Genomic DNA, 24,622 nt, shown 5'->3' with positions numbered 1-24,622 from the left:
AGCAATGTAAAGTGATGTGCTTATATCTCATAAATGAATTTGTAAAAGGATGCGTAAAAGAATTTGACACGACGCTTGTATAGGGAAAGGTTGGTGCTTATGTGTGTGGCAGTACCCGGTAAGATAATTGAAATAAATGGGGATATAGCCAAGGTTAATATCATGAATAATATTACTCAGGTGAATATCAGGTTGGTCAGTGCTGAGATTGGTGATTATGTGCTGGTGCATGCTGGTGTTGTAATCGAAGTGATGAAACAGGATATGGCTGAGGAGATTCTAGAGATATTTTCAGAACTTCAGGAGGATGCAGATGAAGACTCTATTGGAAGTGAAAGATGAATTAAAGAATTATGATGGAAAACCGGTGAAAATCATGGAGGTGTGTGGGACTCATACGGGGAGTATCTTCAAGAATGGGATTCGCAGTTTGTTGTCGCCGAAGATACAGCTGATATCGGGGCCTGGGTGTCCTGTTTGTGTAACCTCAACATCCTATATTGATCGGCTTGTGGAATTATCGCGACTTGAGAATCACTGCGTACTTACCTTTGGAGATATGATGAAGGTAAAAGGAAGGGAGTACTCCTTGACGGAGGCAAAAGCAATTGGTGCAAAGGTGGAGATATTATATTCACCGCTTGGAGCGATTACGAAGGCGCAGGATAGACCCGATATACAATATGTATTTGCGGCAATCGGCTTTGAGACAACTACTCCGATTTACGCTTTAATGATGGAGGAAATCCTCACTAAGAACATAAAAAATTTAAAACTCCTGACCTCGCTAAAAACCATTATACCTGCATTAACCTTTATCTGTGAGAATGAGCAGGGAATTGATGCATTTTTAAGTCCCGGACATGTTAGTGCGATAATTGGAAGTAAGGCGTATGAAAGTCTTGCGACACGATATCATAAACCATTTGTCATAGCAGGTTTTGAAGGCGAGCATATTCTGGCAGCGGTGTATGACATCATAACTCAGATTAAAACTGGGCAATCGTTGGTGACGAACCGATATCAGAGTGTAGTGACAACAGAAGGAAATACGAAGGCGATGGATCTAGTTGAGCATTATTTTGAAAGTGTGGATGATAGCTGGAGAGGGATCGGTGTGATTGAAGGTTCAGCACTGAGATTGCGCAATGAGTATAAGGCTTATGATGCCGGAAGTGAGTACGAATTTAAAGAAGAGAAGCAACCGAATGGTTGTAGATGTACCGATGTAATACTTGGTCGCATTCAACCGATAGATTGTGGGCTTTTTAAAAAAGTATGTACCCCAATGAGTGCGGTGGGACCCTGCATGGTATCATCAGAAGGTGCCTGTGGAATCTGGTACAAGAACATTTGAAAGGCGTGGTGACTAATATGAAGATAGATATGTCTTACGGCAGCGGTGGTAAACAGACCAGTAATTTGGTTAGTGATATCTTTTTGAAGTATTTTGATAATAAAACATTAAATAAGCTAGAGGATGCAGCGGTTTTGAACGTAAAAGGGAAAATTGCCTATACCACTGATTCTTTTGTGGTGACACCGCTCTTTTTTCAGGGAGGGGATATCGGTAAGCTTGCGGTATGCGGTACAGTAAATGATTTGTCAATGATGGGAGCGGTACCCAAATATCTGACAGCCGGCTTTATTATTGAAGAAGGAGCTGAACTTGATACAATAGAAAAGATCGTAAAATCCATGTCACAGGCAGCGAAGGAAGCCGGGGTTAAAATTGTGGCAGGGGATACGAAGGTTATTGAAGGCAAGGGAGGAATTTATATCAATACCTCCGGAGTGGGAGAAGTTGTAAAGAGTGGAGTTAGTATATCAAATTGTAAGGTAGGGGATGCGGTTATCTTATCCGGTAATCTCGGGGAACATCACGCTGCAATTTTGTCTTCGCGTATGGGAATTGATAATGCAATTAAAAGCGATTGTGCACCTCTGTCTTCCATTGTAAAAAGTTTGATAAAAGAGAAGATTAATATTCGTTGCATGAGGGATGTTACCCGCGGCGGTCTGGCAACTGTATTAAATGAAGCAGCAGAACACTCCGATTGTGCGGTTGAGATATGGGAAGAAAGCTTGCCCGTAAGTGATGAAGTAAAGGGATTTTGCGATATATTAGGTCTGGATCCTCTTTATATGGCGAATGAAGGGAAAATGATTGTAGTAATTCCTTCTGCACAGGCAGAGAAGGCGCTCGAGATTATTCGAAAAAATCGATATGGTAAAAATGCTGCGATAATCGGTACGGTACTAGAGGGCAAGGGTGTGAGAATGAAAACCAGGCTCCAGGGACTTCGGAGCATCGATGTATTATATGGAGAGGGATTACCAAGAATCTGTTAGGCTTTAAACATGCTAATTGGCATAACAGATAGAAAGATATTACCCAGTATTTTAAATCATCTCATGGTGATGGGACTAATCAAGGTTGTAAACATTATCTTTTTTGATATAATAGTATCACGAAAGAAAACAGATTGGAGATTGACATGGGAGAATATAAAATTCTTTTATTTGATGCGGATAATACTTTATTTGATTTTGATGCCTGCGAAAAAGAGGCATTAAATGCAGCATTTCGAAAATACGGATATCCATTAAATGATGAGATTTTTCAGATTTATGAAAAGATTAATAAGGATTTATGGAAGAAGTATGAGCTTGGAGAGATGGATCGTAAAACAGTGATCTATTCCCGCTTTGGGCTGTTGTTTCAGCAGATAGGGATAGAAGATGACGGAATTGCCTTTGAAGATGACTATCAGGATCTTCTTGGAATGCAGCATTTCTTTATCGAGCATGCGGAGGAGGTTATAAAAGCTCTACATCCTCATTATGTGATGTATGTTGTGACCAATGGTGTGACCGAAACCCAATTAAGAAGATTAAAAGATTCGGGACTAGACCGTTACTTTAAAAAAATATTTGTATCGGAAGAAACGGGTTACCAGAAGCCGATGAAAGAATATTTTGATTACTGTTTTGATCGAATCGAGGACTTTGATGCAGAACATACAATTATTATTGGTGATTCATTATCTTCTGATATCCAAGGAGGAAATAATGCGGGAATCGCTACCTGCTGGTTTAATCCAAATGGATTAGATAAGTTATCCTCTGTGACAGTTCATCATGAAATCAGATGTTTGAAGGAACTATACGAGTTACTAGATGTAAAAATGAGCTAATTATGTTAAAATGTATTGGAAAAAAACGATTTTCGCGCTGGTTGCATTGCGTATAATCGTTTTTTTTTTTTTTTTTCTCTTTAAATGAAAGGTCTCCGTATACGCCAGCCGCGCTATGCGGTTAATACGGAAAGAGTTTAAATTAATAGGTCATTCAAACAAATAATTTTACTACCTTTACTTTCGTAATAACATAGCATTTCGTCAATTTTCCTTTTATCATAACTGGTAACGCAATCTGAGAGAACTTCAACGCCATAATTTGCTTTGCGTAAGTTGTAACAGGTTGATTTAACACAAGCAACAGCATCTGCACCTGCTATGTAGAAATCACATATTTCATTTTTACTAATAAAGTCTGTAAATTCTTCACAGCTTAATGCGTTTCCTTTGTATTTTGTAAAAACATTTTTTGATACTATTTTCAAGTCTGAAGCTAATTCAGACCCATGTGTATTGGGTTTAAAAGTCCTCGTGCCGGCTGATAAGTTTTCATGCCTTATATAAATAACATGAATATTCATATTGACTGCCAGGTCAATCGCTTTGTTGATGTTGTCAATAACATCCTTGTAATTCTTTGTTATATCGTTTTGAATATCGATTATTACTAAGGCTTTTTTCTGCATAGCGCTTCCTCCTAATTGGTACATTGATTTGTTACTTTTTTAGTATACCTTATAATTGTTGACAATAGTATGGCAACAATCTATAATGATTAAAAGAAATTTTAGAAGGAGGCTATGAGATGAAAGTTGACAGGCTTGTCAGCATTATTATGATACTCCTTGATAAAGAACGTATAGGTGCACAGGAGTTAGCAGATATGTTTGAAGTTTCACCCCGTACAATCTACCGCGACATAGACACGATCAACATGGCGGGTATTCCTGTTCGCGGGGCATCGGGAGTGGGCGGCGGCTTTGAAATCATGCAGAAATACAAGATTGATAGAAAGGTTTTTTCGACTGGGGATCTTTCCGCTATCTTGATGGGGCTTTCCAGTCTTTCGGGCATGATACGAGGTGATGAACTGGTAAACGCCCTTGCGAAAGTCAAGAGTTTTATCCCCGCCGACAGAGCGAAAGACATTGAATTAAAAGCAAATCAAATATATATAGATTTAAGTCCGTGGATGGGCAACAGGAACATACAACCATATTTAGAAATTATCAAAACAGCTTTACAGGAAAGCAAGTTACTTTCGTTTGAATATGCTGACCGCTACGGAAATAAAACCGCACGAACAGCCGAGCCGTATCAGCTTGTATTAAAAAGTAGTCATTGGTACCTGCAAGGGTATTGCCATAAAAGAAATGATTTTCGCTTGTTCAAACTATCCCGCACATCAAACCTACAAATACAAGAGGAATTTTTTACGCCACGAGATTATCAAAAACCGCAGTTAGATTTTACTGATATTCTGGCAACTATGCAAACAAAAATCAAAATCCGTATTCATAAATCTGTCATGGACAGGGTACTTGATTATTGCACTTATGAACACTTTTCGCTAGACGGTGATGAGCATTACATTGTTAATTTTCCTTTCATAGAGAACGAATACTATTACAATATTCTTTTTAGTTTTGGGGATAAATGCGAGTGTTTAGAGCCGTTACATATCCGCACAGAAATGAAGCGTAGAATACATGATGTAGCAACCATATACGAAAGTTAATAAATGGAGTAAGACGAAAAAGACGTGCCCCTGCACATCGCGGCCGAAACCCTGGCTCACTCATGAATGAGGGGCAGGGAAGCCGAGAGTGTCGAAGACACTTTTTGATGTTATTTAAGTAATTATTATAAAATGTTAAGTGAAATTTCGTGTTTTACGAAAACGATTAAGTAAGAAAATATAAAAAAATGCAAATAATACTTGCAAAAAGTTACGAAAAGGTTTAAGATAAAAATGTAAAAAGCGATGTGAATTATTACGAATTTTGAAAGTTTTGTAATCCTTGAAGAGTTGCTTTGGATGATTTATCAGTATTTAATTAATATGTTTGATTATTATGGTAATAATTTCTATAATAAGTAAATAATATTCAGAATTACATTACGAAATCGTTTTAGTAACGTTGCTTTGCCAAATTGATTACCAATCCTTTGCACTCTGTGGCTTTGGGGAGAGAACTGCGGGTTAAAAATTAGTTGCAATGGATTTGTTGTAAAATACTCAGTTATATTCTTGTTTGTTAAATTCTTTTTAAGTATGAAATGATTTATCTTTGATGACGGGGAGTTGTTTATATAAATATTTATCTTAAAAAAGAATGGTTTTTACAAGGTAACTGAGTTCGATAATTATATCATTTTTGATATCTACATATATTTGAAACATTTTATCTATATTCATATAGAATAAAATCACACGAAGTAAGATAGATACGTGCTTCAAAGTAGTAAAATTTCAATTTTTCAACTATCTAATTTTAGTGCTCATATTAGAAAAAGGTGTATTGAGACATACTGTTTATGTCTTAATGCATCTTTTTTATTTATAATAAGATCTGGTAATTATAGAAGGATAATAATAGTGAATACTATAGAAAAAAATGCATATAGTGTAGGATTAAAAAATTTTCATTTTTTAACAAAAAGTTGTTTGCAAATAGATACGAATGATATATAATATAAAATATCAGTAATAATTACTATTATTAAGAAATAATTTTGTTCAAACACTGCCAGAGTTTCTACAGTAGTGAATGAAGATTGGAGGATTAGATGAAAGTAGTTGTAATTGGATGTACCCATGCAGGTACCAGTGCTGTTAAAACAATTTTAAAAGAAAATCCGAATGCAGAAATAACTGTTTTTGAAAGAAATGATAATATATCCTTTTTATCCTGTGGTATTGCTTTATATGTGGGAGGAGTGGTGAAAGATCCTGCCGGACTTTTCTACTCTAACCCGACTGAGCTTGAGTCTTTAGGAGCTAAAGTTCATATGAAGCATGATGTGAAGGGTGTTGACACTGAAGCAAAAATTGTAATTGCTGAAAATCTGGATACAAAGGAAGAGGTTGTAGTTCCTTATGACAAGCTTGTGAATACAACCGGCTCTTGGCCGATTATTCCACCGATCACAGGAATTGATAGTAAGAACGTTCTTCTTTGCAAAAATTTCGAACAGGCTAATGTGATCATTAAAAAATCAACAGATGCAAAAAGAGTGGTAATCGTTGGTGGAGGTTATATAGGAATCGAATTAGTAGAAGCATTTAAGGAGTCAGGTAAGGAAGTAACCTTAATTGACGGATTGGATCGTATACTGAATAAATACCTGGACAAAGAATTCACCGATGTACTAGAAGATGATTTAAGAAATCGTGGAATTGTACTTGCATTGGGTGAGACGGTTCAAAGCTTTGATGCGGATGAAGAGGGAGCCGTAAAGTCTGTAAGGACAGACAAAGGAGAATATCCGGCAGACTTAGTTATCCTTTGTGTTGGTTTCCGTCCGAATAATGAACTGTTAAAAGGTAAAGTAGATATGCTACCGAATGGTGCAATTCTGGTGGATGAATACATGAGAACCAGTAATCCAGATATCTTTGCAGCTGGAGACAGTTGTGCTGTTAAGTATAACCCGAACGGTGGTAATGCCTATATTCCTCTTGCGACCAATGCCGTTCGTATGGGTATGTTGATTGGTAAGAATATCGTAGAACCTAAAGTGAAATACCGTGGCACGCAGGCAACCTCCGGTTTGAGATTATTTGGATATAACATTGCATCAACCGGTGTTACCGTGACCAGTGCTCCATCCTTTGATTTGGAAGTTAGGGCAGTAGTTGTAAAGGATAATTATCGACCTGAGTTTATGCCGACAACGGAAGAACTTTTGATGCAGCTAGTATATGAGGTAGGGACGAACCGTATTGTTGGTGGCCAGGTAATGTCAAAATATGATATTACTCAGTCTGCGAATACTTTGTCCTTAGCGATTCAGAATAACATGACGATTGAAGATCTCGCATATGTAGATTTCTTCTTTCAGCCTCATTTTAATAGACCATGGAATTACTTAAATCTTCTTGCCCATGCTGCTGTAGAACAGGAGAATAACCACTCAGAAAAGTAGGTGGAAGGATGTCAGAAGTAGTAACATGCCGAGAAGGATGTGGTGCATGTTGTATCGCTCCATCAATATCGTCTCCAATTCCGGGAATGCCTTCAGGGAAGCCCCCAGGTGTTCGATGTATTCAGCTTAATGAGGATAATAGGTGTAAATTATTTGGCACCTCATCACGACCTGCTGTATGTGGTAGTTTAAAGCCTTCTACCGAGATGTGTGGATCAAATAGGGATGAGGCAATGGAATATCTAAATACTTTGGAGAAAGAAACACAAACATCAGTAGCTATGTTATGACTATTGCAAGTGAGTATATATTTTAATAAAAATAAGGGTTGTTGCAAGAAGTTCACCAAAAAACCATATTATATGAAAACTTGATTTGGAAGGGCACTTTTCCAAGTGAGTTATATCATAAAAACGTGGTTTTATGCGGATAGCATAATGCAACAACCCTAATTTATTGTAACGAGTATTTTGTATATTCGGTTCCGATTATTTTGTGGTGGTTATTAATTGCTTTAACATTCTTCCTAAGCGTTTTTCAAAATCTTCTATAGTGATATTAATGCTATCAAATACCTCAGGTGCAACCGGTTCGAGTTCTGTATCACCGAGTGCTCTCCATGCATAGGACTGTGCAATGTGAACGGCACAAACCAGCTCCTTATGAATAATATTTTCATCTAGAGGATTATGGTGGTAATAGGCTGCTTCATAGACAGAGTATGGGAGATCCCAAGCGCTTAAAATATGGGCTGCAATTTCCTGGTGAAGATTTGTGTTATCATCTGCTTCTAATAATTTATAATCATGAATTGTTAATAGTGGAAGCTGCTTTTTGTCATCCTTTGCTAAAAGCAGTAATCCAATATTATGCATTAATCCGGCGAACATAGCGGCCTCCGGTGGTTGTTTGTGAAGGAATGCCTCATATAAGAATAAGAAGATGCGATTAGTTAAGTAGGCATGTTGCATTAAGAGGGATGGTTCTTGCGAAGGATTGCCATCCTGTTTAACCGCATCTACTACAACAGCCCATCTCATAAAGCTCTTAAGATTTAGTAATCCAATATAGATAGCTGCCTGCTTCACTTTGTTTGGCATAGCACCAAACACTGCTGAATTTGCCACTTGCAGTAATAGGTCGGAAATCTCGAGATCCTTTTCCATTGCATCGATTAAATCATCCATGTTTTCCTCTTCAATCAGTGCTAGCAAGTGATCACACTTTTCAGATACAGATGGAGTAGGGCAGGATTTTTCGATTTTATCAGAGAAATCATCTGCATTTAACGTATCCTCCACAGTAAATATTTTGTTGATATACTGCAGGAAGTTGGTGTTATTCCAGGGTTTGAAGATATATAATTTTGCGATGTTATGCAAGATGGCGCGGAACATCGGCTTCTCATCCGCATAACCACTGAGTATGATGCGAATCGTATGGGGATATCGTTCTTTTATATTACTTAATAACTTGTAACCGTCAAATAGTGGCATGCGCATATCGCTGATTACCATATCGATTGGTTTTGTTTCCATCAGCTTTGTTGCATCCGTGCTGTTTTCAGCGGTTAAAATCTCATAATCAGTGTCTATAAACATTCTTTGCAAGGCTTTAATAATCTGAGCCTCATCATCTACAATCAATATTGTTTTCATAAACTCTACACCCTTTCATTTCATGAGATAGTATTATCAGTAACAATACGGCTATGCATTTCACCCTCAAAATCATAAATATTATGCCAGCCAAAGAATTACACTGATTTATCTTAGGTAATCGTGAGATTTATTCAGCGGCTATCATTGGTAAGGTAATGATAAAAGTAGTTCCCTCCCCGAGTTCGCTTTTTACATCAAAGATTCCATTGTGTTTATTCACGATAATATCATAAGAGATACTTAATCCCAGTCCGGTACCCTGACCGATATCCTTGGTGGTAAAAAATGGTTCAAATATTTTGAGCAAGTGATCCTTTGAAATTCCCGGCCCATCATCGGAAAATTCGATTTGCACTTTACAGTCAATGCATCTTGCCTTTATCTTTATCGTTCCTAGTGTTTCTTTGTTTTGTGTATTAATTGCTTGAATAGCATTCAATATTATGTTGACGAACACTTGTCCTATCTGGATTCTGTTACAATAAAGAGTGATATCCTCAGGAACATCTAGTTTAATAGTTGCGACATATTTTACTTCATTTTTAATAATAAGTATAACCTGCTGAATTAACTCCAATAACACGCAGCTATCCTTTTCGTCATCCTTTGAAGTTCGCGCATAAACTCGCAATGATTGTACAATGTCTGTGATCCTTTTGATACCGCCGGATAGATCTCCAAAGATATTCTCGAGATCATTTACGATGAAGCCCAGCTTTAGTTCATCATATTTGGCTTGTAAATCATGAATCGCATGACAGTCAACACAGGAAAATGCATCACTGCTTATCTCAAGATTAAAAAAATCCATGTATTCTTTCATTCTAACATAATATTTCTTAAGAATATCAAAATTACTACTGATATAACCCATTGGATTATTAATCTCATGTGCAATTCCGGCAGCAAGCTGACCGATGGCAGCCATTTTTTCAGATTGTACAAGACTGAATTTGGCTTCGGTTAACTCAGCGTTCATAATCTTTAGTTCTTCATTTTGTTTTCTGGTTACTTCGAGTAAGGTTTTCAGATTGTTGGATTTATTTTTAGCATCAATGGCCACCTTTAAACGGGAATGTAACTCTACTGTATTAAAAGGTTTATTAATGTAGTCAAATGCACCCAAATCGAAACATTTTTTATAAACCGCCATATCGATTAATGAAGTCAGCATTATGATAGGCATATCATCATATTTACTATCGGAACGAAAGATCTCCAATAGGTCAAAGCCGGTAATTGCCGGCATCATGACATCGGTAATCAGAATATCGATTTTATACTGATCTACGATTGATTTCGCCTGTCTGGGGTCATCGCATAATAATATCTGAGTCAGTTCTGGCATGTCTTCTAGATTACGCTTAACGGAAGATAAATTAAAATGACTGTCATCTACAACGAGAATCTTCATGATTATCCCCCTAATACGAAATGGATTATATTTACAGAATTATTATATCATTAGGCGTAAGTGTTTTCAACAATGAATGTTAATTACTGTCATTTATTATACTGCTTTGTTAATGAAGTTATGTTGGAATGTGCCGGTGATTTCGCAGGCATAAAGCTTAGTGATGTAATTATCCTCATTAATAAATCACATTATGCTATGTATAAGTAGCATAAATCCATTAAAAATTGTTGGGATTTGTATTATGCTAGAAGTATGTATTTTACAAGGAGGTATTATGGGAGAAGTATCATTATTAAAGCAATATCAATTGGGAGATATGTTAATTCGGTATTTTATGGATAGTGAAACAAAGAATGTGGAACTTATGTTGTTACCGGAACATACAGAAACGGTAGCATGGGATAAGAAAAATCAAGTCATTGATTCGTTTGTTCAATTGAAATTGGTTGGAGATGTCTATTGTGGGGCATATTCCGGCGGAGGAACCTTGCACCAGAGTGAGTCCACTTTACGTCTTAGGTATAAGAGTCAGCAGGAAATTAATCGAATGGACAGAACGGAGATAAGAACCATAGTAATTGATCAAAGAGGCTATGAGGTTGAGCACTGTTTGTTGTGGTATCATAATAGTAAGAGTATCGAGATGTACTCTGAATTCAAGAATCTGAGCGAACAGCCAACTACGATTGAGATGATATCGAGCTTTTCATTGGGCGGAATCACCCCATTTATAGAAGAGGATGGCTATGATTCCCTTATAGTACATAGATTGCGAAGTGCATGGAGTATGGAGGGAAGGATAGAGAGTATATCTGTCGAGGAATTGCAATTGGAGCCTTCCTGGGCAGGTCATGCGATTCGTTCGGAGCGTTTCGGACAGGTAGGATCAATGGCAGTGAATCACTATTTCCCGTATCTGGTCGTTGAGGATAGGAAGAATGAAGTATTATGGGGAGCACAGTTGGCGCATAATTCTTCTTGGCAGATGGAACTGTACCGTAAAGATGATGGACTTGCTATGTCGGGGGGGATTGCAGATCGAGAATTCGGACATTGGATGAAAAAAATTGCCCCGAGGCAGAGTTTTCGTACACCGGTAGCAATTCTATCCGTATGTCAGGGTGGTGGAGTTGATAAAATCTCACAAAGACTCACCCATGCAGGAAAACGGTTCTTTGATGAAGGTCCGGAGTGTGAGGTGAGCTTACCAGTTCTGTTTAATGAATACTGTACCACCTGGGGATGCCCTTCCCACGAAAACATCATGGGAATTCTAAACGCGATTAATGGGAAAGGGTTTGATTATTTTGTAATTGATGCAGGATGGTATAGGGAAGATGGGATACCGTGGGATCTAGCTATGGGTGACTATAATGTATCAAAAGTGTTATTCCCGGAAGGGCTGCTTAAAACAACACATGCAATTAAAAAGGCTGGTTTGAAACCGGGTATTTGGTTTGAAATAGAGAATGTCGGAGAAAAATCACGGGCTTATCAGATGGAGGAGCATCTGTTAAGAAGGGATGGGAATGTATTAACGACTTCTATGAGACGCTTTTGGGATATGAGAGATCCCTGGGTGCAAGAATACCTCACTGATAAAGTGATTGGTACCCTAAAAACCTATGGTTTTGAGTATATGAAAATCGATTATAACGAAACCGTCGGGATAGGATGTGATGGAGCGGATTCGCTAGGCGAAGGACTTCGTGATAACATGATGGAGGGGTATCGATTTATAGAAAAGGTAAAGAAAGAAGTACCAGGAATTACACTGGAGAATTGTGCTTCCGGCGGACATAGGTTGGAACCGCTCATGATGAGAGCGTGCAGTATGGCGTCCTTTTCTGATGCACACGAATGCAAGGAGATTCCGATTATTGCAGCAAATATGCACCGTGTGATTTTACCTTGCCAGAGCCAGATATGGGCGGTAATACGCAGGGAGGATGATATAAAACGTATCGCTTATTCCGTAGCAAGTACATTTCTCGGAAGAATGTGTATATCGGGGGATGTGATTGATATCGGAGACGAAGCTTGGAAGATGATTGATCAGGGGATTTCCTTCTATAAACGGATTGCACCAATTATCAAGGAGGGCTTTACTTACCGATATGGAACACCGATTACCAGCTATCGTCATCCATCCGGTTGGCAGGGAATATTGCGAACCGGGGAGAACGGTGATGCCTATGCTGTGATTCATACTTTTGGTGGGCCTCTGGAGAATTGTGTGATTGGGCTTCCGAAGGGAATGGCTTACACGATATCGGAGATTTATTCCGACAGTGAGATTGATATAACGATTACAGAGAATGGATTATTCTATCGACCTAGCGAGAACTGGAAGGCAGTTGCAGTATATCTGAAAGCTTAATTATTGGTATTTTCTGCATGCATCATAAGCAACACGCTCTCGCTTGAATGAAGTACGTAGTGGTGCATAAGGACATAAAACACATGTCCTAAGCACCAACGACTTCATACAGTTGCATAGGATAAGATGTTTGCTCATAAAGTACAATATCACAGATCTAAGGAGTTATAAATATAGAACTGTGACAATGTCACATAGGGACAGGGTAATAACGTTGACAACTAATTCTATATATCGTAATATATGAATATAGTAATATATAGACTTGGATTTTATGAAAAAAGAGATATGAAATAAGATAATGAATACAAATATAGAGGAGTGTTACGATGGATACGAATTATAAAAATTATAATGAGACAGCAGAATTATTAAAAACGATAGCCCACCCAATTCGGTTGTGTATTATACGGGGATTGCTAAGTAAGGGAGAATGCAATGTAACTTATATGCAATCCTGCCTTGGAGCACCACAATCAACGATATCCCAGCATCTTCAGAAATTACGCTTGTCAGGAATTATTGAGGGACGAAGAGAAGGGCTTGAAGTATTTTATCAGGTTACGAATGAAAAAGTGAAAGAAATCATTACGGTATTATTTCCTGCGGAGGAATAATTTTTAACGGTAATGAATGTGAATTATTGAAAAACATAAAATACACCGAAGTTTGTACCTACGATATCCTCAGTACAAACTAACACAAGAGTTGGGCATGTATTGTTAGCGAGCCTTAATCTTAAAAAACTATTTGATATATAATACCTAAAGTTATGGTATGAATTGTGATAAGTATATCTTTGGCACCTGAAAAAAGAATTATGACTATAAAGAATGGAGTGGCGATTATGAGCAAGAAAATACTAATAGTAGGTGGCGTGGCAGGTGGAGCTTCCACAGCAGCCAGATTAAGAAGATTGGATGAAAATGCTGAGATTATAATGTTTGAGCGAGACGAGTACATCTCATTCGCAAATTGTGGTCTGCCTTATTATATCGGTGAAAGTATAAAAGAGCGCAGTAAGCTTTTGGTTCAAACTCCGGAAGCGATGAAAGCGAGATTTCAAATCGATGTTCGTAATAATAGTGAAGTAGTTAAAATTGACCCGGAGAAAAAGATTGTCACGGTGAATAGCAAAACAAAAGGCACCTATGAAGAAAACTATGATTATCTTGTTCTATCCCCCGGTGCGAAAGCTCTTCGTCCTAACATTCCTGGAATTGAAAGTGATAAGATATTTACTTTAAGAAATATTCCGGATACTGATCGGGTGAAAGAATATGTGGATCGCCTGGGTACGATGAGTGCAGTCGTAATCGGTGGAGGATTTGTGGGAGTTGAGATGGCAGAAAACTTGAAAGAGCGCGGGTTAACTGTAACGTTAGTGGAAGCGGCACCTCATATTCTTGCTCCATTTGATTATGATATGGCAATTCTCACGGAGAAGGAGCTTGTAGATAACGGAGTTTCCTTAATCACTCAGGATGGGGTAAAATCCTTCCGTGAAGTTGGCAATCAAGTTGAAGTTACATTAAGCAGTGCTACAAAGATTACTACTGATATGGTTATTCTCGCAATCGGTGTTGCACCGGATACAAAGTTCCTGCAGGGTAGCGGATTAGAATTTGGACCCAAAGGTCATATTCTGGTAAATGATAAAATGCAAACGAATATAGAAGGAATCTATGCAGTTGGTGATGCGATTGAAGTTGTGGATTTTGTCACAAAGAATAGTACGGCAATTCCATTGGCGGGACCTGCAAATAAGCAGGGTAGAATCGCCGCGGATAATATAGCCGGACTAAACAGCAAGTTTAAGGGTTCCCAAGGAACATCAATTATTAAGGTTTTTGATCTTAGTGCTGCAAGCACTGGTGCGAATGAAAGAGCATTACAGAAAGCAAATGTAGACTATAAGACTATCTTTATCCATCCGGTATCCCATGCATCCTATTATCCGGGTGCGGTACCTATGACCCTAAAGTTAATATTTAATGAAGAAGGTAAAGTGTTAGGTGCTCAGGGTATTGGTTATGAAGGCGTGGATAAGAGAATTGACGTAATTGCAACAGCAATCCGACTCGGCGGAACGATAGAGGATCTGACCGAATTAGAGCTTTCCTATGCACCTCCATTTTCATCAGCAAAAGATCCAGTTAATATGGCAGGCTTTGTAGCGCAGAACGTGCTTGAGGGAAGATCCCACGTAGCGACTTGGGGGGATGTGGAGCAACTAAATCCTCAGGATTATACCCTGGTGGATGTTCGTACCGAACTAGAATATATGAATGGTCATGTAGAGGGAGCTATTAATATTCCGGTGGATGAATTAAGAGATCGATTATCCGAGCTTGATAGCAGTAAAATGATCGTTGAATACTGTCAGGTAGGACTCCGTGGATATGTGGCAGATCGAATTCTTACACAACATGGCTTTAAGGTAATGAATGTAACAGGTGGTTATAAATCTATATCCTCGCTTAACTTTAAGCCAGTCTATGAGCCTGTGAACTCGGTAGCGGAGGAGATTGATCCGGATACACAAACAGTTCATGTGGCTTCCGTAGAAGCACCCAGAAAAGCTGGTGAATATGATAAAACCTTGGATGCTTGCGGGTTATGCTGTCCGGGACCGCTAATGCAGGTAAAAGCAGCAATGGATGGTCTGAAGGAAGATCAAATTCTTAAAGTGGATGCATCCGATCCGGGTTTTTATGAAGATATCAAAGCATGGTGCAAACGTACCAATAACGAATTATTGGATTTAAGTAAATCTGCTGGTAATATCACTGCATTTATCAAAAAACTGTGTAGCAGCAATGAGGCGCTCGTATACTGCCAGGAGAATGGTGTGGTTCGAGATAATAAAACAATGGTAGTATTTAGTGGAGATCTGGATAAAGCAATTGCATCCTTTATCATAGCAAACGGTGCAGCATCAATGGGGAAAAAGGTAACCATGTTCTTCACCTTCTGGGGACTGAATATCCTTCGCAAGCCAGATAAGGTAAAGGTTAAGAAAGGCATGATGGACAGTATGTTCGGAATGATGATGCCCAGAGGAAGTAAGAAGCTCAAGCTGTCCAACATGAACATGATGGGTATGGGAGGAAAAATGATTCGTAAGGTAATGAAGGATAAGAATGTGTCCTCTCTGGAAGAACTCATTCAGGCTGCGATGGATAGCGGTATTGAGATTGTTGCCTGCCAGATGTCTCTGGATGTAATGGGATTAAAGCAAGAAGAATTGATCGATGGTGTAAAAATCGGTGGCGTAGGCTACTACCTCGGTGAAGCAGAAGACAGTAACGTAAATCTGTTCATCTAGTTTGTAAATATAGAGTGATAAAAAGTTTATTGAAATAGCATATAACAAAAAACAAAAGCATGAAGATAATGCATAAGTTTTAACTCTGCATATCTTCATGCTTATTTCTGTAACAATAAGACAATCGGGTCAGATCAGGTTCTTACTTTCTTAAGAGATAAGGTAAATAAAAAATAGTATTGCTATTTAAGCATTAGCATGATAGAATCAACTCTTGTTTCAGACAACATGATTATTAAGGCAAAAATATGACCGGAGGCATTTATGACAAAACGAAATTCAAAAACACGCAACTTTAAAGTCACTTACCCTTTACTTTTAGCATTTCTCTTCACATCAGTACTTGTAGCTATATCAAGTATACTTGGGATCAATAACATGAAATCGATTAACGATACCTCAAAACTAATACAAAAAGTGAATACAAGTAATGTTATGTTACTTAATCGTATTGATAAACAATTGTTAAGTTATCGTTCAGACATACAAGATTTGATTTATCTTCAAGACAAATCACAATTACCTGTCTTAGAAGATAAAATGAAAGGGCTTGCTAACCAGATTAAAAAAGATATCGATACATATAGTAAACAGGATCGTACTACAGAAGAGAAAAGTAAGATTGATGAATTTACTATACAAAATAATAACATCAGATTTATAGCTTCACAAATAAAGATGTCGTTGGAATCAAATAACGTTAGTGCGGCGCAAGGATATTATAAAACTTTAAGTATATGTTTTAGCGGTATTGATAAGACATTTAGTGATTTGTCCAAAATGAACGATGCTAAAATTGCAGATTTAAATCACAATAATAATAGTGCGTATACAAATTCTTCAAATGAATTAAAGCTTATTATGATCGTATCTATAATATTCTCTATAGGATTTGCATTATTCATGGCAAGATATATTAACAAAAGAGTAAAGTAAGTATCTGATTCTGCTGGGTTGATACGAGCTTTACCTTCGCGTAGATACAAAGAGAGGGTGTCCCTTACGTCATTTTATGACTTTTGGGTCACCCTCCCTTACGTTACTTACTGTGTATATATTTTTTCTCCGGATATGGAGTAATAGGTTATTCCTGTTAACTTATTCTTAGCTAGGTGCTTCTTAAGGTTGGCGTTTAATAAGTCCCTGATGTCTTTATCGTTACCGTAATGATTAATGATTTTATTTGCGAGTCCTTTAATCGGTTTGTTTGAAACCGGCATTGTACAGAATTTTTTAATCGAAGGAGTAAAATAACTTCCGTCCATCGCCTGGTCTAGTTTTACAAGTCGATAACTGCCGGAGGGGGTCTTCTGAAAGGTTAATGACATCGGAATAACGCTGCCGGAGTTATTCGTAACATTATTATTATATATTTCGAAGGTGGATATATCAGCTGTGACAAAGACCTTGAGATAATCCATCTCCTCATATGTTCCGAATATCTTAGGCGCTACTATGGTAAAGCCTTGTTTGGAGCTGCCGAATTTATTGATTAAGGCTGTGTAGACTAACTTTTCAATCGGATTGTTTCCATCATAGGAAAAGTCACTAAGGAAGATTTTTTGATTCGTAACTAATTTGTAATACCAATCTTCTGGGTTTTCATATTCCTTTGGAGCCGAGTAGCCGGGACCAAGCATATCCTTGCAGATCTCAACGATGATATAACCACGAAGCCCTGAGGCATGATGATCTCTTAATTGTGTCATAAGATAAGTCAATGCTTCGTCCCCAAGTTTGATTATTGATTCGTATTCATTTCGATGAGCATTAATATAGTCAAAGGGATTGGAGGAGGTGGTTGGAGAGGACATGATAGCAGTTAAATTTTTCTCCACCTCATTTGCTATGGCTTCCGAATATGACTTGGATGAGATATCCTCAATGGTATCCATTATTTTGGGGTTATATTTTATCTGATAGTTGGTAGTATCAAGTGATATGGTATTTTCAGTGAGTTCATTCCCATTGGCTACTTGATTCTTTGTATTAGGTTGTGCGGTCGTGTCAGAATCTGTCAATAGTAATACTGCAGCAGCAATTACGATAATAAGCGATAGCATAATTACACTGAATGCTGGCTTTTTATATTTCATTATGTTTTTGATCCGAGACTTTATATTATTTTCCCCAAAGGCCAAGGGGCTAAAGGATATGAACCGATTCCCTGTGCATGAGAAAGAAAGCAGAGAATAGGAATAATCCTTTTGAATATTGTAACCAAATAATCGGATAACCTTTTCATCACAGGACATCTCCATGTCCTTGCTCATAAGAATAAAAGATAGCCACATCAGTGGATTAAACCAATGAAAGATTAGTAGTAAATAACAAAATGGTTTAATTAAGTAGTCACGTCTTCTTAAATGCACCTGCTCATGGGCTAGGATATAATAGTAGTTCTGATTCTTTAAGTTCATCGGCAAGTAGATCTTTGGCTTAATAAATCCACATACAAAAGCGGTTGTTATCTGATCTGTTTCGTAGATATTATATCGGATTAAAGTTGCACTCTTTACTTTCCGTTTAATCAGGAGATAGGAATACACACTGTAAACCAATAATGCTATCATTCCAATCAGCCATATTATTGCTAGGATATTAGTGATGGTTAATGGGAAGCCGACCATATTTGAGCTGGAAGAGTTATTCACAAACGGTATATTTGAGTTGGGATTCGTAACAGCAGGATCAGTGGGGAGGTTCGTTACAGTCGCTGGATACGTAAATGAGGGAAGTGTGTTAAGTGCAGAATTATGAAGTGAGAATAGTTTCTCTGGGAGCAACGCAGTTAGGCTAAACCGGAATGGAATTTTAACCGGACAAATGAGGCGAAAGAGTAGTAAAAGCCATAATGCATAGGAAAAGCTCTTTGGGAATCGATTAAGCAATGCGCGAACTGTCAGAATTCCTACAACCACGATAGAGGCGGTAATACTGATTGATACAACGAATAAAAATAGATTGGTTAGCTCAGTCATTTTGTTCCCTCCTCTATAATTCGAATTAATTCCTCTGCTTCTTTTGGTGTTAACTTCTTATTATCAAGAAATGCAGTTAAAAACATCGGTAGGGAACCATTGAAGGTTTTATCTACCACGGTATTGCTTTCATATTTTTGAATCTCCTCCTGCTTTACTAGAGAAGTCACAATCGCATCCTGGTTTTGAAGAATGTCACGGGTGCAGAGCTTCTTTAGTACGGTATAAGTAGTGGATTTTTTCCATCCGAGGCGTTCTGTGCATAAACGAACCAGCTCAGTTGAATTGATGGGCTCCTTCTCCCATATAATACTTACGAATTTATATTCTGCGTCATATAGTTTATATTGCTCCATATCCATTCATCAATCCTTTCAAAATAAAAATTATAGTTATACTGTGCACAGATAATTATGATGGTATAAATAAAACTTTTGTTCTTTTATATTTGGTTTATCGCAATAAACCTTATCTGATTTGAGTCTATCATGATAGACCGAATGTGTCAACTGAAATTACAATTTTAGATAGAAAAGTTAAAAATGGTAAAAATTAAAAGTGATGTATTGAATGGTATGTCACAGTGTGATATAATCACAACGTGACATATCATATTGTGATGTATTGGAGGGTATATGTTTAATTATGAGAAGAAAAATAAAGCGCACGTTCCGATGTCTGAAACTGCATATTATATTTTACTTTCGCTTAACGAACCGAGGCATGGATATGGAATAATTAAATATGTAGAGGAATTAACGAAAGGCAGAATTAAACTCGGCTCCGGTACCGTATATGGAACCTTAGGTAAAATGACAAAAGAGGGTACGATTACGGTTTTTGAGGATAAGGACAGAAAAACTACTTATGAAATAACTGACGCAGGAAAGTTATTACTAAGTGCAGAAATGGATCGTATTAAGCTTGTTTATCAAGATACTTTATCGCAGGAGGATTATTTTAATGAGTAAAGTAGTATTTAGACCTTTTTGGAGCTACGATGTGCTTAAAACAGAACAGTGGTTGAATTATATGCATGCCAGAGGATATGAGTTGGTAAGGATTAATTATACTGCTCGATTATTTTACTTTAAGGAGACAGAACATACCTCATATCGTTACAGAATTTTATATCAAAGAAAAGCAAACGATGGGATATCTCCGTCCTTAGTTAGTAACGGTTATGAGCTGGTTTATCATGATAGTCATTATAAAGTATTAAGAACCAGCAATCAAAATCCACAGGTCAAACCCTCATATCAAGGATTTTTAGATAAAAATCGTAAAATGAAATTCGTTGTAGGACTTGTACTTTTGGGATTGATATGTATGGCCAGTATTCCAATTCTAGTGATCGCTGTTTTATCAGTCTTTGTTATCTCATCGATAATAAATGGAGATGTAACGACTGTTGATGATTCATCGGATGTAATGGTTACTCATCAGGATACGATAAGAAATATCATTGGAGTATGCGTTGAAGTAGCAATTGTATTATCTGTAATTTGGTTGATTTATACATACTTCAAATTACGCATAACAAATAAGCAACTTGAAAACCTTTGTGGGAATACTCTCGACTTATCTTTTACAATACCGAAGGATAATTTGTTAAGTAAAAAGGAAGAAAAGCTATTAAAACATCAAAAGAAAATGATTAGAAAAAGAAGGCTCGCATGGTTTTATGCTCCTGATAAAACAGAAAAGTGGCTTGAGCTTATGGAAAGCAGAGGATATAATCTCTATAGAATGAGTAAAATTGGAAACAGTTTTTATTTCATGAAAGGGGAATCAAGGAAGGTAAAGTACTTTGTGGATTATCAGAACAAAGCAAATCCGCAGTATTTTAACTTGAATAAAGAAAACGGATGGCGGCTGTTTTTTACTTCACTAAGTAGAATACAATCACTAAATGTATGGGGGCAACAGTATACCGATACCCCACCAATGTTTTATAGTGATAAAGAGAGTAGAATCAAACATGCAAGAAGATTCGCATTAACTTATGCCCTTTGCTTTTTTCCTGTCTGTTTGTTATATATACTGCTTATGATATTTAATGTGACAGTATCAAATGTGAAGCCAATATCAATGTTAAGTTTTCTTTATCTGTTAGTAATTTGTGAATTTGGATTTTTTGCTACGCGAACAATATTGTATTATTTTCGAATAAAGAAATCATTATAATGCTTGAAATTTAGAAATTAAATATAGGGATAAACTTATTTTTAGGAGGCTGGATTATGTTAACAAGAAAAAATGGAAAAAACGGAGATGAATTATCGATACTAGGCTTTGGTTGTATGAGATTTCCGATGAAAGGAAACAATATTGACGAGCCAAGATCCATCGCATTGATTCGTGATGCGATTGATAAAGGAATGAATTATTTTGATACGGCTTACTTTTATCATGGTGGTAAGAGCGAAAGCTTATTAGGCGAAGCGCTTACGGATGGTTACAGAGAAAAAGTGAAAATCGCAACAAAGCTTCCACCCTTTATGGTGAGTAAATTAGAGGGCGCCAAGAAGATATTCCAAACACAGTGTACAAGGCTTAAAACCGATTACATTGATTATTATCTGCTACATATGTTAACCGATAAAGCGACATTTGACAGAATGGTATCCATCGGTGTGATTGAGTGGTTGGAGCAGCTGAAGAAGGATGGAACGATTAAAAACATTGGTTTTTCCTTTCATGGTGGAAGAAGGGATTTTGAAGAGATTCTTCAGGCTTATCCTTGGGATTTCTGTCAAATTCAATATAACTATCTGGATGAGAATAATCAGGCAACCAAATCTGGCTTAATGCTAGCAGGTTCTCTTGGTATTCCGGTTATCGTTATGGAGCCTCTCCGCGGTGGTAAGTTAGTGAACAATCTTCCAGCTGAGGTAATTAATGAATTTAAAACATTTGATTCGAATCGGAGCCCGGCAGAATGGGCACTAAGGTGGATATGGAATCATCCGGAAGTTACCGTGATTTTGTCCGGTATGAGTGATGAAGAGCAGCTTGCAGAGAATATTCGTATTGCCTCCGATGTACTTCCGAACTCATTATCCGAAGAGGAATTAAGTGTATTCGATCGAGTGAAGACTGTTATGATGGAGAAAACTAAGGTTCCGTGTACGGGCTGTGGCTACTGCATGCCATGTCCTGCAGGCGTGAATATTCCGGGATGTTTCTCCGCTTATAATGATAAATACCTACTGAACGAAAAGAGAAGTCGCTTCAAATATATGCAAACACTGGGTAGCTTATCTAAACAGCCAGCGTATGCTTCCTTGTGTAAGGATTGCGGAAAATGTGAGCACCATTGCCCACAGAATATACAGATTCGTAAAGAGCTGCGTGTTGTAAAGAAGGAGATGGAAGGAATCCTGTTCCGACCAATCGTTGGAGTGGCAAGAAAGTTCATGCATGTAAAATAACATAATAATAAATGTAAATTTACCATAACGTGAAAATGGTGAATTTAACATATTTTATTTTGCAATTATTTTATACCTAAATGTTATTTAACATCTTAATTGAAATATTTGAAATATCTTAGAGTTTGCTGTTGAGAATTAATCTATCGATAATTATTATTTTAATAAGTAATGAAGTGAACCTCATTTGTTGGACAAATAATCTAACAATGGAGGTTCATTTCATTTTATGTAAATAAAACAGGTTGTATTATTTTGAAGGAATTTATGAAAAATAGTATTAAAAGCTTTGCGGATAAAAATTTGAGGGAGTATGAATTAAGCGGAATAATCGCTCACTCCGATAACTATGATGTATTGTAGAATAAAATATTGCTTAGTTAAAACATTGATTCGTAGGGATGGGGGAAGATTATGAAGACAGTGAGAACGAAGATATTTGAATATGGAGATGAGGAGTTGGACTATCTGAAGAGCGTAGATCAGTTGCTTGGTGAAGCAATTGATCGGATTGGAAAGATAGAACGAGTCATCATACCTGACTTGTTTCCGGCTCTGGTCTTTGCCATTATCGGGCAACAGATTTCACTAAAGGCTTCTAGAACAGTATGGGGAAGAATGCAGGAACGTTTTGAGGACGTTACACCGGAGATTATCGCAGCTGCCTCTATCGATGATATCCGTCTCTGTGGAATGCAGTCAACGAAAGCAAAATATATCAAAGGAATCGGAGAAACGGTAATGAATGGTGCACTGGATTTAAATGAACTGTATGATTTACCGGATAAAGAAGTGATAAAACGATTATCTTCCCTAAATGGAATTGGCCCCTGGACGGCAGAAATGCTTTTGCTTAACAGTATGGAGAGACCGAATATTATCAGCTATGGTGATATTGCAATCCGGAGAGGTATTATGAAGCTTTATAGTTTGACAGAACTACCAAAGGAGCAATTCGTGGTATATAAAAACCGATATGCCCCATATGCATCCGTAGCTTCAATCTATTTATGGAGATATTCATATGAGTAAGAAGGAATAAAAAAATTCTTTGATTTTATCTGCATTATAGGATAAAATATGATAGAATTAATATCTTGATAGATAAATCGGTAATAATAGAAGGTAAAAAACTTCTAATAAAAACAGTAGAATGAGGGGGCGTATCCGATCATACTTGGACGCCCCTTTTCGATTGAACGCGGAGGTTACATATGAGTATCGAGAGGCAGTCGATGCATATGCTAAAAGAGTGTACCCTATGTCCAAGGGAATGCAGGGTAGATCGATTAAATGGTCATATTGGATATTGCAAGGTGCCATCACAGCTTATCGTAGCGAGGGCGGCTCTTCATATGTGGGAGGAGCCCTGCATATCCGGTGAAGTAGGTTCGGGAACAGTATTTTTCTCCGGCTGTTCCATGGGATGTGTTTATTGTCAAAATCATAATATTGCAAATGGTGTGGCTGGAAAGCAGATTAGTGTGGAACGACTGAGTGACATATTCCTGGAGCTACAAGGAAAAAGGGCAAATAATATAAATCTTGTAACTCCAACTCATTATGCGCCCCAAATCATAAAAGCGATTGATTTGTCAAGGGAGAAGGGGCTCACATTACCGATTGTATATAATTGCAGTGGGTATGAGAAGGTAGAGACATTGCGTTTGTTGGAGGGATATATCGATGTATATCTACCGGATTTTAAATATATAAGTTGGGAGCCTGCAATACGTTATTCCGGGTGTGGGAATTACTATGAATACGCTTCGGGGGCGATTTTTGAAATGGTAAGACAAGTTGGTGAACCTGAGTTTAATGAGCGAGGCATCATGATTCGGGGTGTAATCGTAAGACATTTATCATTGCCCGGATATTTGGAGGATTCCAAGAACATAATTAAATATCTCTATGAAAGATATGGGGATCAAATCTATATCAGTATTATGAATCAATATACACCACTACCGAACGTAACTGCTTATCCTGAGATTAATCGAAAGATAACGGATGAGGAATATGAGGAATTAGTGGATTATGCAATAGAAATAGGCGTTGAGAACGGGTTTATCCAAGAAGGAGAAACCGCAAGCGACAGCTTTATACCGGAATTTAACGGAGAAGGAGTTTAA

The 24,622-nt window shown here is 37.5% G+C and carries 21 protein-coding genes; 16 read left to right on the top strand and 5 right to left on the bottom strand.

The window, feature by feature from the left end; translation table 11 throughout:
- Positions 1–99 precede the first annotated feature (99 nt).
- From AC6IWN_RS09245 to AC6IWN_RS09230, 4 genes are all read left to right on the top strand, one after another.
- Positions 100–342 (top strand): HypC/HybG/HupF family hydrogenase formation chaperone, encoded by a 243-nt coding sequence (locus tag AC6IWN_RS09245; RefSeq protein ID WP_497992091.1) that lies wholly within the window; start codon positions 100–102, stop codon positions 340–342.
- A complete protein-coding gene (gene hypD, locus AC6IWN_RS09240) occupies positions 314–1,357 on the top strand; it encodes a hydrogenase formation protein HypD (RefSeq protein ID WP_497992090.1) in 1,044 nt (347 codons plus the stop codon). Before AC6IWN_RS09245 ends, hypD begins: the two co-directional genes overlap by 29 nt.
- A gap of 17 nt (positions 1,358–1,374) precedes the next feature.
- Entirely contained in the window at positions 1,375–2,352 is a 978-nt protein-coding gene (gene hypE / locus AC6IWN_RS09235; RefSeq protein WP_497992089.1) for a hydrogenase expression/formation protein HypE, read from the top strand.
- Positions 2,353–2,498: 146 nt separating this feature from the next.
- Positions 2,499–3,197 (top strand): YjjG family noncanonical pyrimidine nucleotidase, encoded by a 699-nt coding sequence (locus tag AC6IWN_RS09230; protein ID WP_497992088.1) that lies wholly within the window; start codon positions 2,499–2,501, stop codon positions 3,195–3,197.
- 137 nt (positions 3,198–3,334) lie between these two features.
- On the opposite strand, the gene AC6IWN_RS09225 is transcribed toward AC6IWN_RS09230, so the two are convergent.
- Positions 3,335–3,826 carry a cysteine hydrolase family protein gene (locus AC6IWN_RS09225; RefSeq protein WP_497992087.1) on the bottom strand — a complete coding sequence of 164 codons (492 nt, stop codon included), beginning with the start codon at positions 3,824–3,826 and terminating at the stop codon, positions 3,335–3,337.
- A 119-nt stretch (positions 3,827–3,945) separates the two neighbouring features.
- Here AC6IWN_RS09225 and AC6IWN_RS09220 point away from each other — a divergent pair, with 119 nt between their 5' ends.
- The 3 genes from AC6IWN_RS09220 to AC6IWN_RS09210 all read left to right on the top strand — a co-directional run bounded on the left by AC6IWN_RS09220 (position 3,946) and on the right by AC6IWN_RS09210 (position 7,579).
- The gene (locus AC6IWN_RS09220) at positions 3,946–4,878 is read left to right on the top strand and encodes a helix-turn-helix transcriptional regulator (protein WP_497992086.1); all 933 of its coding nucleotides are present in this window, start codon (positions 3,946–3,948) and stop codon (positions 4,876–4,878) included.
- 1,052 nt (positions 4,879–5,930) lie between these two features.
- A complete protein-coding gene (locus AC6IWN_RS09215; RefSeq protein WP_497992085.1) occupies positions 5,931–7,289 on the top strand; it encodes an FAD-dependent oxidoreductase in 1,359 nt (452 codons plus the stop codon).
- An 8-nt stretch (positions 7,290–7,297) separates the two neighbouring features.
- Positions 7,298–7,579 (top strand): YkgJ family cysteine cluster protein, encoded by a 282-nt coding sequence (locus AC6IWN_RS09210; protein ID WP_497992084.1) that lies wholly within the window; start codon positions 7,298–7,300, stop codon positions 7,577–7,579.
- Between the two features lie 198 nt (positions 7,580–7,777).
- Here AC6IWN_RS09210 and AC6IWN_RS09205 read toward each other — a convergent pair whose 3' ends face one another.
- Both AC6IWN_RS09205 and AC6IWN_RS09200 read right to left on the bottom strand, forming a co-directional pair.
- Positions 7,778–8,947 carry a response regulator gene (locus AC6IWN_RS09205; protein WP_497992083.1) on the bottom strand — a complete coding sequence of 390 codons (1,170 nt, stop codon included), beginning with the start codon at positions 8,945–8,947 and terminating at the stop codon, positions 7,778–7,780.
- 130 nt (positions 8,948–9,077) lie between these two features.
- On the bottom strand, positions 9,078–10,364 hold the full coding sequence (locus AC6IWN_RS09200) for an ATP-binding protein (protein ID WP_497992082.1): 1,287 nt from the start codon (positions 10,362–10,364) through the stop codon (positions 9,078–9,080).
- A 277-nt stretch (positions 10,365–10,641) separates the two neighbouring features.
- Between AC6IWN_RS09200 and AC6IWN_RS09195 the strand changes: the two genes are divergently transcribed.
- The 4 genes from AC6IWN_RS09195 (at position 10,642) to AC6IWN_RS09180 (ending at position 17,011) form a co-directional block, all read left to right on the top strand.
- Positions 10,642–12,747 carry a glycoside hydrolase family 36 protein gene (locus AC6IWN_RS09195; RefSeq protein WP_497992081.1) on the top strand — a complete coding sequence of 702 codons (2,106 nt, stop codon included), beginning with the start codon at positions 10,642–10,644 and terminating at the stop codon, positions 12,745–12,747.
- A gap of 329 nt (positions 12,748–13,076) precedes the next feature.
- Positions 13,077–13,364 carry an ArsR/SmtB family transcription factor gene (locus AC6IWN_RS09190; protein ID WP_497992080.1) on the top strand — a complete coding sequence of 96 codons (288 nt, stop codon included), beginning with the start codon at positions 13,077–13,079 and terminating at the stop codon, positions 13,362–13,364.
- 230 nt (positions 13,365–13,594) lie between these two features.
- Complete coding sequence (locus AC6IWN_RS09185) at positions 13,595–16,075, top strand: CoA-disulfide reductase (protein ID WP_497992079.1); 2,481 nt, start codon at positions 13,595–13,597, stop codon at positions 16,073–16,075.
- 264 nt (positions 16,076–16,339) lie between these two features.
- Positions 16,340–17,011: an MCP four helix bundle domain-containing protein gene (locus AC6IWN_RS09180; protein ID WP_497992078.1), complete on the top strand. Its 672-nt coding sequence runs from the start codon at positions 16,340–16,342 to the stop codon at positions 17,009–17,011.
- Between the two features lie 107 nt (positions 17,012–17,118).
- On the opposite strand, the gene AC6IWN_RS09175 is transcribed toward AC6IWN_RS09180, so the two are convergent.
- A complete protein-coding gene (locus AC6IWN_RS09175) occupies positions 17,119–19,056 on the bottom strand; it encodes a M56 family metallopeptidase (RefSeq protein ID WP_497992077.1) in 1,938 nt (645 codons plus the stop codon).
- Entirely contained in the window at positions 19,053–19,412 is a 360-nt protein-coding gene (locus tag AC6IWN_RS09170; RefSeq protein WP_497992076.1) for a BlaI/MecI/CopY family transcriptional regulator, read from the bottom strand. Before AC6IWN_RS09170 ends, AC6IWN_RS09175 begins: the two co-directional genes overlap by 4 nt.
- A 279-nt stretch (positions 19,413–19,691) precedes the next feature.
- Here AC6IWN_RS09170 and AC6IWN_RS09165 point away from each other — a divergent pair, with 279 nt between their 5' ends.
- From AC6IWN_RS09165 to AC6IWN_RS09145, 5 genes are all read left to right on the top strand, one after another.
- The gene (locus AC6IWN_RS09165; RefSeq protein WP_497992075.1) at positions 19,692–20,027 is read left to right on the top strand and encodes a PadR family transcriptional regulator; all 336 of its coding nucleotides are present in this window, start codon (positions 19,692–19,694) and stop codon (positions 20,025–20,027) included.
- Positions 20,020–21,243 carry a DUF2812 domain-containing protein gene (locus tag AC6IWN_RS09160; RefSeq protein ID WP_497992074.1) on the top strand — a complete coding sequence of 408 codons (1,224 nt, stop codon included), beginning with the start codon at positions 20,020–20,022 and terminating at the stop codon, positions 21,241–21,243. The genes AC6IWN_RS09165 and AC6IWN_RS09160 overlap by 8 nt, the downstream gene beginning before the upstream one ends.
- Before the next feature lie 56 nt (positions 21,244–21,299).
- Positions 21,300–22,490: an aldo/keto reductase gene (locus AC6IWN_RS09155; protein ID WP_497992073.1), complete on the top strand. Its 1,191-nt coding sequence runs from the start codon at positions 21,300–21,302 to the stop codon at positions 22,488–22,490.
- 414 nt (positions 22,491–22,904) lie between these two features.
- Positions 22,905–23,522 carry a DNA-3-methyladenine glycosylase family protein gene (locus AC6IWN_RS09150; protein ID WP_497992072.1) on the top strand — a complete coding sequence of 206 codons (618 nt, stop codon included), beginning with the start codon at positions 22,905–22,907 and terminating at the stop codon, positions 23,520–23,522.
- A 182-nt stretch (positions 23,523–23,704) separates the two neighbouring features.
- Positions 23,705–24,622 carry a radical SAM protein gene (locus AC6IWN_RS09145; protein ID WP_497992071.1) on the top strand — a complete coding sequence of 306 codons (918 nt, stop codon included), beginning with the start codon at positions 23,705–23,707 and terminating at the stop codon, positions 24,620–24,622.

It is taken from the genome of Variimorphobacter sp. HTMS_6 (assembly GCF_059717775.1).
Note: the sequence above shows the minus strand (reverse complement) of the source record. Positions and strands in the feature narration are given on the sequence as shown.

Bases quoted from the DNA above. Each gene is read 5' to 3' on its own strand.
- AC6IWN_RS09225 (WP_497992087.1), bottom strand. From the start codon at position 3,826: ATGCAGAAAAAAGCCTTAGTAATAATCGATATTCAAAACGATATAACA.
- AC6IWN_RS09155 (WP_497992073.1), top strand. From the start codon at position 21,300: ATGTTAACAAGAAAAAATGGAAAAAACGGAGATGAATTATCGATACTA.
- AC6IWN_RS09215 (WP_497992085.1), top strand. From the start codon at position 5,931: ATGAAAGTAGTTGTAATTGGATGTACCCATGCAGGTACCAGTGCTGTT.
- AC6IWN_RS09185 (WP_497992079.1), top strand. From the start codon at position 13,595: ATGAGCAAGAAAATACTAATAGTAGGTGGCGTGGCAGGTGGAGCTTCC.
- AC6IWN_RS09170 (WP_497992076.1), bottom strand. From the start codon at position 19,412: ATGGAGCAATATAAACTATATGACGCAGAATATAAATTCGTAAGTATT.
- AC6IWN_RS09245 (WP_497992091.1), top strand. From the start codon at position 100: ATGTGTGTGGCAGTACCCGGTAAGATAATTGAAATAAATGGGGATATA.
- AC6IWN_RS09210 (WP_497992084.1), top strand. From the start codon at position 7,298: ATGTCAGAAGTAGTAACATGCCGAGAAGGATGTGGTGCATGTTGTATC.
- AC6IWN_RS09180 (WP_497992078.1), top strand. From the start codon at position 16,340: ATGACAAAACGAAATTCAAAAACACGCAACTTTAAAGTCACTTACCCT.
- AC6IWN_RS09205 (WP_497992083.1), bottom strand. From the start codon at position 8,947: ATGAAAACAATATTGATTGTAGATGATGAGGCTCAGATTATTAAAGCC.
- AC6IWN_RS09190 (WP_497992080.1), top strand. From the start codon at position 13,077: ATGGATACGAATTATAAAAATTATAATGAGACAGCAGAATTATTAAAA.
- hypE (WP_497992089.1), top strand. From the start codon at position 1,375: ATGAAGATAGATATGTCTTACGGCAGCGGTGGTAAACAGACCAGTAAT.
- AC6IWN_RS09195 (WP_497992081.1), top strand. From the start codon at position 10,642: ATGGGAGAAGTATCATTATTAAAGCAATATCAATTGGGAGATATGTTA.
- AC6IWN_RS09230 (WP_497992088.1), top strand. From the start codon at position 2,499: ATGGGAGAATATAAAATTCTTTTATTTGATGCGGATAATACTTTATTT.
- AC6IWN_RS09165 (WP_497992075.1), top strand. From the start codon at position 19,692: ATGTTTAATTATGAGAAGAAAAATAAAGCGCACGTTCCGATGTCTGAA.
- AC6IWN_RS09160 (WP_497992074.1), top strand. From the start codon at position 20,020: ATGAGTAAAGTAGTATTTAGACCTTTTTGGAGCTACGATGTGCTTAAA.
- AC6IWN_RS09145 (WP_497992071.1), top strand. From the start codon at position 23,705: ATGAGTATCGAGAGGCAGTCGATGCATATGCTAAAAGAGTGTACCCTA.
- hypD (WP_497992090.1), top strand. From the start codon at position 314: ATGAAGACTCTATTGGAAGTGAAAGATGAATTAAAGAATTATGATGGA.
- AC6IWN_RS09220 (WP_497992086.1), top strand. From the start codon at position 3,946: ATGAAAGTTGACAGGCTTGTCAGCATTATTATGATACTCCTTGATAAA.
- AC6IWN_RS09150 (WP_497992072.1), top strand. From the start codon at position 22,905: ATGAAGACAGTGAGAACGAAGATATTTGAATATGGAGATGAGGAGTTG.
- AC6IWN_RS09200 (WP_497992082.1), bottom strand. From the start codon at position 10,364: ATGAAGATTCTCGTTGTAGATGACAGTCATTTTAATTTATCTTCCGTT.
- AC6IWN_RS09175 (WP_497992077.1), bottom strand. From the start codon at position 19,056: ATGACTGAGCTAACCAATCTATTTTTATTCGTTGTATCAATCAGTATT.